This is a genomic window from Acinetobacter sp. AHP123 (assembly GCF_023757925.1).
Taxonomy (GTDB): Bacteria; Pseudomonadota; Gammaproteobacteria; order Pseudomonadales; family Moraxellaceae; genus Acinetobacter; species Acinetobacter oleivorans.
Window position 1 is genome coordinate 319,377 of the sequence record NZ_CP092454.1, and the last position, 13,689, is coordinate 333,065.

General features: G+C 40.0%; 10 protein-coding genes. 2 read left to right on the top strand and 8 right to left on the bottom strand.

Going from position 1 to position 13,689, the window contains the following annotated elements:
- Positions 1-42: 42 nt before the first annotated feature.
- The 7 genes from MJX77_RS01525 to MJX77_RS01555 form a co-directional block, all read right to left on the bottom strand.
- Positions 43-1,236, bottom strand: a complete 1,194-nt coding sequence (locus MJX77_RS01525; protein WP_252061296.1) for an MFS transporter — start codon at positions 1,234-1,236, stop codon at positions 43-45.
- A 289-nt stretch (positions 1,237-1,525) separates the two neighbouring features.
- On the bottom strand, positions 1,526-1,990 hold the full coding sequence (gene ftn / locus MJX77_RS01530) for a heteropolymeric bacterioferritin subunit Ftn (RefSeq protein ID WP_001214863.1): 465 nt from the start codon (positions 1,988-1,990) through the stop codon (positions 1,526-1,528).
- A gap of 252 nt (positions 1,991-2,242) precedes the next feature.
- Positions 2,243-4,282 (bottom strand): NAD-dependent DNA ligase LigA, encoded by a 2,040-nt coding sequence (gene ligA / locus MJX77_RS01535; protein ID WP_252060403.1) that lies wholly within the window; start codon positions 4,280-4,282, stop codon positions 2,243-2,245.
- A 94-nt stretch (positions 4,283-4,376) separates the two neighbouring features.
- A complete protein-coding gene (locus MJX77_RS01540; RefSeq protein WP_252060404.1) occupies positions 4,377-5,420 on the bottom strand; it encodes a cell division protein ZipA C-terminal FtsZ-binding domain-containing protein in 1,044 nt (347 codons plus the stop codon).
- Between the two features lies 1 nt (position 5,421).
- A complete protein-coding gene (gene smc, locus MJX77_RS01545) occupies positions 5,422-8,871 on the bottom strand; it encodes a chromosome segregation protein SMC (RefSeq protein WP_252060405.1) in 3,450 nt (1,149 codons plus the stop codon).
- 10 nt (positions 8,872-8,881) lie between these two features.
- Positions 8,882-9,577 (bottom strand): GntR family transcriptional regulator, encoded by a 696-nt coding sequence (locus MJX77_RS01550; protein WP_004794249.1) that lies wholly within the window; start codon positions 9,575-9,577, stop codon positions 8,882-8,884.
- 256 nt (positions 9,578-9,833) lie between these two features.
- The gene (locus MJX77_RS01555; RefSeq protein WP_252060406.1) at positions 9,834-10,637 is read right to left on the bottom strand and encodes a sulfite exporter TauE/SafE family protein; all 804 of its coding nucleotides are present in this window, start codon (positions 10,635-10,637) and stop codon (positions 9,834-9,836) included.
- A 30-nt stretch (positions 10,638-10,667) separates the two neighbouring features.
- Here MJX77_RS01555 and MJX77_RS01560 point away from each other — a divergent pair, with 30 nt between their 5' ends.
- Both MJX77_RS01560 and MJX77_RS01565 read left to right on the top strand, forming a co-directional pair.
- Positions 10,668-11,420, top strand: coding sequence for a biotin--[acetyl-CoA-carboxylase] ligase (locus MJX77_RS01560; protein WP_252060407.1), 753 nt, complete (start codon positions 10,668-10,670; stop codon positions 11,418-11,420).
- 14 nt (positions 11,421-11,434) lie between these two features.
- Positions 11,435-12,169, top strand: coding sequence for a pantothenate kinase (locus MJX77_RS01565; protein ID WP_252060408.1), 735 nt, complete (start codon positions 11,435-11,437; stop codon positions 12,167-12,169).
- Positions 12,170-12,218: 49 nt separating this feature from the next.
- Here the strand turns inward: MJX77_RS01565 and ffh are convergent, their stop codons facing one another.
- Positions 12,219-13,634 (bottom strand): signal recognition particle protein, encoded by a 1,416-nt coding sequence (gene ffh / locus MJX77_RS01570; protein WP_004794257.1) that lies wholly within the window; start codon positions 13,632-13,634, stop codon positions 12,219-12,221.
- Positions 13,635-13,689: the final 55 nt, after the last annotated feature.

The window sequence follows — 13,689 nt, forward strand, 5'->3', positions numbered from 1 at the left end:
TAATTTCTCGATGTTCGCTATTTGGTGATTATTAGTTATAAATTAATTTGTCTTTACTAATGTAAAACGGTTAAGTAAAGCAATAATAAATAGTAATACAGCTACACCTGTTAAAACCGTACTTAAACCAGTCCATTCACCAATTAAACCGATTAAAGCTGGCCCACTTAATGAGCCTGTATAGGCAATCGTAGATACTAAAGAAAGTGCTGCTGCTTTCGGCATCTTATTTTGTCGACCTACGCGAGAAAACATCACTGGCACAATATTAGAACAGCCTAATCCTAATAGCGCATAACCTAATACAACCACTTGCCACACAGGTGCTGTCACAATAACAGCCATACCAATCGCAGCCCCAATTGCACTATAAGTCACAATATTTTTTTCGCCCCATTGCTTAAGCAAGACATGACCTGCAAAACGACCAGTGGTCATGCTAAGCGCAAAAAAAGTATATGCGAGACCAGCAAAAGCAGGATTAAGTTGATATTTACTTGTTAAATAAATACCACCCCAATCCATCGCAGCACCTTCTGACAAAAAGGCGATAAAACACATCATACCAATAAGCAAAATAATGCCATCAGGACGATAACGTTTTTGGGGTGCTTGAGTTGTATCTTCATGTGGCTTTTCATCCTGTTCAAAAGACGTTAAACAAGAAGGGATAGCAACACCACCAATAACAAGCAAAATCATAACAACTGATAAAGTACTCATTAAGGGTGAAAGTCCTACTGCCAATAGTGCTGTCACAAGCATAGCGCCCGTTAAACCACCAAGACTACACATTCCATGGAAACTAGACATGAGCGCTCGCAAGCTATGTTTTTCAACAACTACTGCTTGTAAATTAATAGCCACTCCAAGACATCCTGCTGCCGATCCAAAGATAAACAATGCTACAGCCATAGTCACAATGCTGCTCCACATCGTAAGGCTAGGCAATAAAACCATTAACAGCATCAATGCTAAAGCAATTAACGGACGACACCCCCAGCGCTTGACTAAAGCACCAGTCGCAGGCATAGCAATCATTGAGCCAATACCCATACAAAGCAAAAGTAAACCAAAATCGGCATGATTTAGGTTTAGGCGCTGCTGCGCAAAAGGAATGAGAGGTGCCCAAGCTGCAGTCGCAAATCCTAAGCTAAAAAAGCTTAGTCGTGTTGCAAGACGCTGTGTGCTTAAGAGAGTAGCTGTGTCTAAAACAGCAGGTTTGGTAAATAACATATTTCGCGAACTCACCATAAAATCATTGGCGATCCATACCAACCGATTTTCCATAGAAAAACCCTTGCCTCATTAAATTTCTAGGCAAGGGTTTTGTTGGCGAAATTATAAACAATTTCATAAAAAAAACAGGGGGTGCGATACAATTTTTCTGACTTTTTTGTAACTGCCAAAGCCTTATATAGTAAGGCTTTGAATATGTTCAATTTGACAAAATTAACATTTAAGCGATGAGTTGATTTTATAAAAATAAACCCATAAAAAACCCAGCTTAAGCTGGGTCTTTTTATTAAATTTGAGATTGAATATAGTTTTGTAACCCAATCAACTCAATTAAACGTAATTGCTTTTCTAGCCAATATGTATGGTCTTCTTCAGTATCTGATAATTGTTGACGCAACATATCACGGCTAATGTAATCGCCCTTCTCTTCACAGAGTTTGATACCGGTCGCTAACTTTTCGCGAACATGATATTCAAGCGCCAAATCAGCTTTTAAACAAGATACAACGTCTGTACCAACATTGATATCTTCACGATGCATGTTTGGTTTAGCACCTAAGAACAATACACGGCGAATGATCGCATCAGCATGAGAAGCTTCTTCTTGCATCTCATGATCAATACGTTCATAAATTTTATTTAGGCCCCAATCCTCATACATACGAGAATGGATTAGATATTGATCACGGGCAGCCAATTCTCCGCCAATGAGCATATTTAAATAGTCTATGACTTCTGGATTGCCACGCATAATAAATCTCCTATCGTATGAAGACTATTATGGGCAATCTTAAAAATGATTGCAAAACAAAAAATAGTTAAGTTTATGATTTTTATCAAATTAAAATGAGAAACATACGCATTTGCAGTTTAAGTTATTTAAATTTCCTGTGCAAAAAGAAACGCTTGTCTGATTTATAAGCTCAAACAAGCGTTAAAATATAACTTAAACCATCAATTTATAAATTTGTAACTAAAATCAATGGTTCTTATTTCGGTAGACCTATTCGCTTAAAGTCTGCCCGTAGCTCGCCATAAGTGATAAGAAATCAGTCTCATTCATAACAGCAATACCAAGTTTTGCTGCTTTTTCTAATTTCGAACCAGCCTTCTCGCCCGCCACAACGCATTTGGTCTTGCTTGATACACTACCGCTTACACGTGCACCTAATGCTTGTAGCATTTGAGTCGCCTGATCACGGGTCATTTGCTCTAATGTGCCTGTTAACACCCAGCTTTCGCCATTTAACGGTTGGCGTGTTGGAGCTGTTGGTGCATCCCAATGAATCCCAGCTGCAATTAAGCGATCAAGCACTTCAATATTGTGTGGTGCCAAGAAAAAGTCAGCAATCCACTCTGCGGTAATATCACCGACATCCGGGGTTTTCTTTAAAGCTTCAACATCAGCAGCTTTAAGTGCTTCTAAAGTTTGGAAAGTATTGGCCAACATTCTAGCTGTTGTTTCACCCACTCCACGAATTCCCAGAGCATAAATAAAACGAGCAAGCGTTGTCTTCTTACTGGCTTCAATGGCATCAATCAGATTTTGTACCGATTTCTCACCCATTTTTTCAATACCGAGCAAAGTTTCTCGGTGCTCATGCAAATGGTAAATGTCGGCGACATCTTTGAGCAAATCGAGATGCAATAAAGACTCTACCCAGCGGTCGCCCAGACCTTCAATATCGAGAGCTTTACGTGATACAAAGTGACGAATGGCTTCAATTCGCTGTGCAGCACAATAAAGTCCACCAGAACAACGTGCTAAAGCTTCTCCTTCAGGCATAACTACAGGAGAAGCACAAACAGGACAGCTTTCAGGTAAATGTACAATTTCAGCGTCAGGTGAACGGAATTCTGGCCAAACTTTTTCTACTTTAGGAATAACATCGCCTGTACGATAAACACTAACCGTATCGCCAACACGCACATCTAGACGATAGATTTCACCAATGTTGTGTAAAGTTACGTTGGAAACCGTTACTCCCCCTACAAATACAGGGTTTAAACGCGCTACAGGAGTTAAAGTACCTGTACGCCCTACTTGCCAATCAATCTGATCAACTGTAGTTAATGCAGCTTGTGCAGGGAATTTATAGGCTGTTGCCCAACGTGGCTCACGACTCAAGAAACCAAGTTGTTGTTGTTGTTTTAAGTCATCAACCTTTACGACCATTCCATCAATTTCAACTTGTAGATCTGGGCGCTCTTGCTGAATTTGCTCATAACGCTGCTGTACTTCTTGAATTGAATTACATAGATATTGACGCTCAGCAATTTCAAAACCAAGTTGCGTAAGCCATTGTAGGCTGTCGTGCATGGTGGTTAAGCTATGATTTGGTTCGCACTGGGCAATACCATACGCATAAAACGCTAAAGGTCTACTAGCAGCAATATTCGGGTCGAGCTGTCTTAAACTACCTGCTGCGGCATTACGTGGGTTGGCAAACGTTTTCTCACCTTTTGCTTCCTGATCGGCATTAAGTTTTTCAAAGCCAGACTTTGGCATGAGCACTTCACCACGGACTTCAAGCAAACGTGGAATTTCAAAATGATCTGAATGCAACACTTTAGGCAAGTTACGAATCGTTTTGACGTTTTGGGTAATGTCTTCTCCGGTTTCTCCGTCACCACGTGTAACACCACGTGTTAACACACCATTTTCATACCAAAGCGAAATCGCAAGACCATCAAGTTTTAGTTCTACTTCGTATTGTACTTTTTGGTTAGGCAAACGCTCTTCAACACGACGAGCAAATGCAAATAAGTCTTCCTGATTAAAAACATTCCCCAAAGAAAGCATCGGAACGACATGAGTCACGCTTTGAAATTTAGACAGTGCTTGGCCGCCTACCTTTGTAGTTGGAGAATCTGATTGAACCTGATCAGGATATTGCTCTTCTAAAGCTTTTAACTGGTGAAATAAATGATCATATTCACTGTCCGAGATTGTCGGCTGATCCATCACATAATAGGCGTGGTTATGCTTTGCAATCAGTTGAATAAGCTGACGCATCTGTTCGATCACGGAAGTTGTTGCCATTATGTTATTCACCATAAAAAAGGGTGGAAATTTCTCCACCCTGAGCTGCGACTAGATATATTGCAATTATCGCAACGAACGTAAAAAATTAAAACTAGGCAGTCGCATGTGCCGGACGATAATCAATCACATGATGACGCCAGTGCTCTTTTAACTGTGGTGTAAATTCAAGATTATTTTCATCATAAACTTTGCCATCAATTTCACGAGCAATTAAACCTGCAATACTTGCCATCATGTCAAAACCAGTTACGGCTTTACTGTTTGGAAGCGCAAGGAAAAATGCCAACCCTTGAACTTGTTCACTAGACAAGGTTTCAAGATCAAATCCAGCTGGTCCATTGTCTGTCATACGTAATACTGAAAACATCAGTACGCTCGGCTCATCCGTATTTTCATAACGATGGAAACATGACATTTCGCCATAACGTAAACCGTATTTTAACAATACTTTAAGTGCTTTATCGCCAGACAACGCGCGACGCGGGTTCGGATAGACATTTAAAGCAATAATCTGCTCAGCCATCGCTAATGCACTTTCATCATCATAGCGTTGCTGTTCATGCAAATGTACATCCAGAATATTACTCTCGCCTTCAAATTCAGCAATTTCAGCAGTTTCAATATTTGGGTTTAAACTCAACTCAGGCTCAGTTTTTTCACTTTCAAATTTCAAGTTTTCTTCTGATAAAGCTTCAATTTCTGATTTAACAGCAACCGTATCAACTAACTCAGCTGAACTGTCTGTGTTAATGGTAGAGCTTTTTACAGTTTCTTCAGATTTAATCTGGTCTGAAGAATTTTCAACAGCAGGTTGAGTTGATTCGGCTGAAATTGATTTAGCAGGTTCTACAGCCAAAGTTTCTGTTTGTTTTGTTGTACTAGTTTCTACCGCTGCAGATTCATTTAACGTCGGCTCTACTCGCTCTGTACTAGTTACCGATACACGTTCAGCTTCAGCTTGTTCAAGCTGATCTCGCACATGCCTAGGTATAACTGGTTGATTACTATCAGGATTAATATGCAAATCACTGTCTAATGAGGGTTCGGCATGGTTTGACTTTTTTAAAATCATTTTTAAGCCAATTAGCATAATAATAATGGCGACAACGATGCCAATAATCGTATTGATTTCCATTCTATGACTCCGAAACTAACCCGTATTCTTTTGCCTGTTCTAAATCGACAGTGACTAATTTTGATGTACCCGGTTCAGGCATGGTCACACCCAACAAATCAGTTGCCATGGTCATCGCCAGCTTATTATGTGTAATGTAAATGAATTGTACATGTTCAGAAAGCTCTTTTACCAAATTACAATATCTCTGAACATTCGCATCATCAAGTGGTGCGTCCACTTCATCTAACACACAGAACGGTGCCGGATTTAATCTAAAAATCGCAAATACTAATGCTAGCGCTGTTAACGCCTTTTCTCCACCAGAAAGTAATGCTAGAGAACTATTTTTCTTACCCGGTGGTCTTGCCATCAGTTTAACACCAGATTGCCAGTCATCTTCAAGGCTTAAACTCGCTTCACCACCATTAAAGACCTTTGGAAACAGATTTTGCAACTCTTGATTAATCTGATCAAACGTTGTCATAAACAACTTACGGGTTTCCTGATCAATGCTTTTCATCGCATCTTTTAGTTGAGTTACCGTATTTTCCAAATCTTGAATCTGGTGACTCAACTCATCAAAACGCTGAGAAACCTCTTCAAATTCTTGTGAAGCCGCAAGGTTCACCGCTCCGATTTTTTCAAACTGTTTCTGTACTTTTTCCAGTTTTTGCTGGTGCTCAGTTAAATCTATTTGTAAGCCTTTTTGGACTTCGGCATTTAACTCTTTGAGTTGCTCTTGGTAATGTTCACGATCTGACTTAGCCGCTTGCCATGCCAAACGCTTCTCTTCAAGTTGCTCTCTGAGTTGTTCATCTTTTTGTTGATATTGATGACGCTGATCTGTCAGGGTTTGTTGTTTTTCCTGCACACTATTGAGTTCAAGCTGCCATTCATTCCAGTTCTTTTGCAATTTTTCAGTTTGAGCAAATTGTTGCTGAAATTCTGACTCAAGATTTGGTAACTCTAACTGAATAGGGTCAACAAATTTTTTCGCCTGCTCCATTTGAGCATTAATCTGCTGATATTGACTCTGCAAGAACGAGATATCTTTTTCAAGCAACTCGATTTGTTGAGTGGTTTGCGTACTACTACGGCGTAAAATCTCGCGTTCTTGTTGCTGATGTTGTAGAGCTTGTTGCTGTTCTTCTAACTGCTCTGTTAACTCTTCTACCCGAAATTGCATAGTTTTATAATCAGGTAAAATAGTTTCAAGTTTGATTGCTAGAGCATGCAAATCAATTTCAAGATCGTCTTTTTGCATTGCGTCTTCTTCAAGCTGCATGTCTAGCTGAGCTAACTGATCTTTCAATTGTTGTTTTTGCAGTAAAAATGCTTGTGCTGCGGTTTGCTGTTTAGCAATTTGTACATCAAGCTGTTGTAAGTCTTTTTGTTTTTGTTTAACAACTTGCTGTTTCTGCTGCAAGTCAGCCTGCAACTGCCCTAGCTCATCTTTCTGTTGAACTAAAATTTGATCTAATGCTTGTAATTCGGGTTGTTGCTTTTCAAGGGCTTGTTCAATTTCATCTAAGCGAATACGGTGGCTCAGCATACCTTGTGCACTTTGACTTTCGTCATCATACATAAGGGCAATTACCCAATCCTGCCCGACATGATAGCCATCTAAAGTCAAAATAGACTGACCATGTTGCAGTTGCTTTTGCTCATTTAAAGCAACAGTCAAATCTTGTGCAATTGCTACATTCGAAAAGATTGATAGTTGTGGAGACTCAATCCAGTCATTTAAACAGGCTAAATTAACTTTAAATTGATTTATTTGCTCTGAAGGTTTTAACTGGCGAGCAATTCCTTCCTGAAAGGCTTGTTCAGTTTCAACAATATGAGCTTGCAACCATTTTGCTAAAAACTTTTCAACAATCTGCGCATGCGGTTTGCCTTGCTCTGTTAACTGTAGAGCCTGCATTAAACGTAGTGCATCTTGATGTTGCTTTGGACTTTGTTTAGCAACAAGCTGACTTAAATTTTTCTGCTCAGATAATAAAACCTGTATTTCTGTTTTTAGTGTTTGTTGCTGATTTTTGGTTGTCTGATGTGCTTGTTGAGACTGTTCAATCTGTTGCAAATACTGCTCAATTTCAGCTTCTAACGTCGAGATTTCACGACGTAATTGCTGCTGTAGTTGCTCAAATTCGCCCTGCTCATCTTCATGAACCTGCGATTGAATCTGACTTGCTTGGTGCTGCAACGTTTCTTTTTGCTGTTCAATGCGTTGAACATTTTTGCCTAACTGCTCAATTTGGGCAGACATCTGCATTTTTTGCTGCTGTTGTTTTTCAACCTGAGCTTTTACTTGTTCAAATTGTTGCTGTGCTTGTTTTTGCTGAGATTGTAAATCAGCAAAGTTTTGTTCAGCTTCCGTTGCAGTATGCTCAATTCCAGTTAATGATTCAGTTTGTTCATCTAACTGATTATTCAGTGTTTCAAGTTGCAATTCAGAAAGTTGTAAACGTTCTTTAGTTTGGAATTTTTGCTGTTCTAACTGAACGAGAGTCATACTATTTTGCTGGTATAAACTCTGTTTTTGTTCCAGAGTCATTTTCAGTTCAGATAGTTTTTTCTCAGCTTGTTGCCATTCTTGTTGTAACGGTGAAGATTGCTGAATGAGGCGCTGAAATAAAGCACTGGTTGCTTCTAAATCATGTTCAATCGTACTTAACTCTGAGCGAACCAATTTAAAAGTTTCACCCAGCTCATTCATTTGAACTGTATATTCTTCTTGTAAGCGTACGCTTTTATCTGCCTGAAAGGACAAAATTTCAATTTTCAGGGTACGAATCTGACTTTCCAGAGTTTTATATTGAACCGCTGCTTCGGATTGACGTTTAAGCGTCTTCAGCTGTGATTTTAATTCGAGGGCAATATCTTCTAAACGTGAAAGGTTTTGCTCAGTATGTTCAAGGTGTTGCAAAGTCTCGCGTCGACGAGCTTGGTAGCGTGAAACACCTGCTGCCTCTTCAATAAAGATACGCATTTCTTCAGGTTTGGCATCAACCAGACGGTTAATCATGCCTTGTTCAATCACTGCATAAGAACGCGGTCCTAACCCTGTTCCTAAAAAAATATCAGTGATATCACGACGGCGGCAACGTGTGCCATTTAAGAAATATTCGGACTTACCTTCACGGGTGACCTGACGACGAACCGCTAGCTCATTATAGGCATTATAAGATCCGCCCAATTTGCCATAGGTATTATCAAAACGTAGCTCAACACTCGCTACACCCACTGGCTTACGCTTGGAGGTTCCTGTAAAAATAACATCTTGCATGCTACCACCACGTAGCTGACGAGCATTTGATTCACCCATCACCCAACGAATGGCATCAATTACATTTGATTTGCCACAACCATTTGGACCAACCACTGCTGTGCGGTTCGCCTTAAAATTTAAAGTTGTACTATCTGCAAAAGATTTAAAGCCGGAAAGTTTTAAACTGCTTAAACGCATAATGCCCTAACTAGCGGCGTGAGCGTCTTGCCCAGGCCAATTCAATCTGTTTCATTCGTGTCAGCGATTCCAACACAAGGTTACGTAAGTGTCGACAAAAATCTTCCATAAATAAAGCGGCTTGTTGTGATTTTCGGATCAAAATTGCATCAGTCACGAGTTTAAATAATGCAAATGCTTCTTGTAGTTCCCGCTTAGAGGTATTTAAGGTCAAAAAATAACTACGACGTAGTGAAGGTAGTAACTCTTTATAAAACTTCATTAGGTAAGGGTTACCCACCATATCTTGCTGTTCAGCGAGATATTGAAAAACACCATCATAAAATTTTTCGATATCACCTGCTTTTACATGCTCAAGAAGTTGTTCTAATAAGAGCTGCAATTGATCTGCTTCATGTGCGCGCCATGTTTCACTGATGCGTTGAACAATATGCCCCAATAACATCACGTTTGTATCAAACAGTGCTTTAACCTGCTGTGCAGACATTTCTGAAACAATTGCCCCACGGCGTGGAAATATCTCAATTAAATGAGTACGCTCTAATAATAATAATGCTTCACGAACTGATCCTCGGCTTACATCAAGCTCTTTGGCAATACGTAATTCTTGAATACGCTCGCCTTCAACCAGCTCACCACTAATGATCTGTTCGCTAATATATTTGACAATTTGCTCAGAAAGACTTTCTGTCTCTTCGAGATTCATAAATCACCCGCTACTTTTTATATGCATTAATCCATGCTTTTCTTTCGCATCCTTGTTTTTAACTGATCGTACCGATTAAAAACTATGTCATTGTCTGACAATTTTATTGCATTTTAAGCCAACCCATTTAAAAACAACACCAAAATCGGATGAATAAAAGCCCCGAATGTTCTTATTTTATTGAATAAAAAAAGCTCGAATTTCTAAAAACTCAAGCTCTTAAATCGTAGTTATAACAAGATTAATATTTTATTCTCTAGTGCATAATCCCTTTATAAATAAAGTAACTACCTACCACCACTAACAAACAGGCAAAGCATTTTTTCAACATTTGTGGTGACAATGCATGAGCAACTTTTGCGCCAAACTTGGCTGTAACAAAACTCATGACACTAATGCCAATAAACGCATAGATGTGCACATAACCAATCGTGTTAGGTACAGAGATGTGTTCTTTGGCACCAAACCACATAAAGCCAATTGCACCCGCAATAGCAATAGGTAAACCACAAGCGGCAGAAGTCGCGACTGCTTTTTGCATGACGACGCCATGACGGTTTAAATACGGAACAGTTAAGCTACCGCCTCCAATACCAAAAATTGCAGAGGCAATACCAATGCCACCACCCGCCATAAATTGCATAGGTGTTGAAGGAAGCTGACGTGTTGGGTCAACAACTACATTTGCCCCTTTAAACATACGATAGGCCATCACAACCGCAAAAATACCAATAAGGAGCTGTAAATGCTGACCAGACATCAAATCGGCAATACCCGCTCCTAAAAATGAACCAATCACCAGTCCAGGTGCTAAATTACGAAAAACAGGCCAAAGAACTGCACCTTTTTTATGGTGGGCCGAAACTGAACTAAACGATGTCACAATAATGGTTGCAAGCGATGTTCCGACTGCAATATGCATGATTACTGCTGGGTCATAATGCAACTGGGTAAAAACCACATAGAGGATTGGTACAATAATTAGTCCACCACCAACTCCAAACAATCCGGCAGTAAAACCAGCAATTGCGCCAATGAGTAAATATATGATTAACTCCATAAATGTTTTACCACTCTGCTCATATTCAACATGGATTTAGAGACTCGCCAACTACAACAACTTTTAAGCGCAAAAAACCAGCTTCCAGAAGTGGTTTTATTAAAAGCAACCACAACTTCGACCAATGATGATATTCGTGAAATTGCCCAAAAAGGCATTACAACGGGCTTGGTTTGCAGTGCTCAACAAACTCAAGGGCGAGGTCAACATCAACGGCAATGGATTTCACCTGAAGGAAACATTTATTTAAGCACATTGGTGCAAACTCGAACACCCTTAGATGGTCGCTTAGCACTTGAAGTTGCTCTGAATATTTTGCAAATCCCGCAGTTACAAGCTCTGAATTTGCAAGTGAAATGGCCAAATGATTTATATAGTGCTCAGGGCAAATGGGGTGGAATTTTGGTCGAGCCGCTTTCCCAGCATCAGGCTATTGTGGGCGTAGGTATTAATTTAAAAACACCACCAGTGACTGATAGCGACCAACCGATTACCTCATTAGAAGATTTAGGTTTAGAGCCAAATAGCCGTCTTGAACTCATTTCAGAGCTATATGTCGCTATTCAAAATGCAGCTCGCTGGTTTGATCATGGTTGCTACAACTTGGCAGGACGTTTTAATCACCACGCTGCATGGATTAATCAGTTAGTTCAGTTCGAACATAGTCAGGGACTAGTACATGGCCGTTTTGTTGGAATATCCAACGAAGGTGCAGTAATTCTTGAAACCCCAGAACCTCAGCAGTTTTATCAAGGTCGCTTAAGACCGCAAGTGAATCAATAAACAGGTGTTCTTCCATGAAAAGTTTATGGCTTGATATCGGGAACACCCGTTTAAAGTATTGGATTACTGAAAATCAGCAAATTATTGAACATGCAGCTGAGCTACATTTACAGTCCCCTGCCGATTTATTACTGGGTTTAATTCAACACTTTAAACATCAAGGTCTGCATCGTATTGGGATTTCTTCAGTACTCGATACCGAAAACAATCAACGTATTCAGCAGATTTTAAAATGGCTTGAAATTCCTGTTGTTTTTGCCAAAGTACATGCTGAATATGCTGAGTTAAAATGCGGCTATGAAGTTCCAGGTCAGCTCGGGATTGACCGTTGGCTACAAGTACTCGCTGTAGCTCAAACAGATGAAAACTATTGCATTATTGGTTGCGGAACAGCGCTTACGATTGATTTAACGCAAGGCAAACAACATTTAGGAGGTTATATTCTCCCTAATTTATATTTGCAGCGCGATGCACTCATTCAAAATACTAAAGGCATAAAAATTCCAGACTCAGCTTTTGATAATTTAAACCCAGGCAATAACACAGTCGATGCAGTACACCACGGTATTTTGCTAGGCCTCATTAGCACAATTGAAAGCATCATGCAGCAATCTCCTAAAAAGTTGCTCCTTACAGGTGGAGATGCTCCTCTTTTTGCTAAGTTCTTGAAAAAATATGATCCAGTCGTAGAAACAGATCTTTTGCTCAAAGGACTACACCAATATATTGCTCATTATCCTAAAGACTAAAACACAGAACAAAATAAAAGGCGCTATATGCGCCTTTTATTTTATAAGTTTATTTCTTTTGGTCATTGTTGCCAAACAGTGGGCCCATTCCGCCACCACCGCCGCCACCAAATTGCTTTTGCATATTGCCTAATGAACGCATCATTTTGCTCATACCAGATGGATTCGCAAATTTCTTCATCATTTTAGCCATTTGCGCTTGTTGCTTAATGAGTTTATTCACTTCAGCAACATCCATACCACAACCCGCGGCAATACGTTTTTTACGACTTGGGTTCATCAAGTCTGGATTACGGCGTTCTTTAACGGTCATTGACTGGATAATAGCTTCCATTTTCTTGACCTGTTTTTCAGGATTTGCTTGCTCAATCGCCTGCTGAATTCCTGCACCGCTCATGCCAGGCAACTTATCTAAGAAGCCCATCATGCCGCCCATACTTTTCATTTGCTCAAATTGCATCAGCATATCTTCAAAGTTGAAGCTGCCGCCTTTTTGCAATTTTTTAGCCATTTTTTCGGCTTTTTCTTTGTCGATTTTACGTTCAACTTCCTCGACTAAAGAAAGTACGTCACCCATGCCTAAAATACGTTGAGCAACACGATCTGGATGGAATGGTTCTAAAGCATCAAGCTTCTCACCCATCCCCAAGAACTTGATTGGCTTACCCGTAATTGCACGTACAGAAAGCGCAGCACCACCACGTGCATCACCATCAGTTTTAGTAAGAATCACACCTGTAAGTGCTAATGCATCATTAAACGCTTTAGCTGTATTTGCAGCATCCTGACCTGTCATGGCATCAACCACGAACAAGGTTTCAGTTGGCTTAACGGCAGCATGTAATTCTTTAATTTCGTCCATCATGTCTTCATCGACATGTAAACGACCTGCGGTATCGACAATTAACACATCAGCAAACTGGATTTTTGCTTGTTCAATTGCACGATTAACGATATCAATTGGCTTTTCAGAAGCATCTGATGCAATAAAACCTGCACCAACTTCTGCTGACACAGTTTCTAACTGCTTAATTGCTGCTGGACGGTAAACGTCGGCAGAAACCGTCATTACTTTTTTCTTTTGACGTTCTTTTAAGAAACGTGCCAACTTAGCGGCAGTTGTCGTTTTACCTGCACCTTGTAAACCAGCAAGTAATACAACAACGGGAGGCTTAGCACTTAAATCAAGTGTTTCATTCGCCTCACCCATCATCTTGGTGAGTTCGTCATAGACAATTTTTACAAATGCCTGGCCTGGTGATAACTGAGTCATCACTTCTTGGCCCAATGCCTCTTCCTTAACTTTCGCGATAAATTCACGAGTTACAGGTAACGCGACATCGGCTTCAAGAAGTGCCATACGTACTTCACGTAAGGTATCTTTAATATTGTCTTCGGTCAGCTGCCCTGAGCCAGTAACATTTCTTAAACTCTGTGTGAGTCGTTCTGTTAAGGTATCAAACATTGCAAAATCCGCTTAAAATGGCTAGTTGCAAAAAAATCTTTCTCGAAATAGAAAA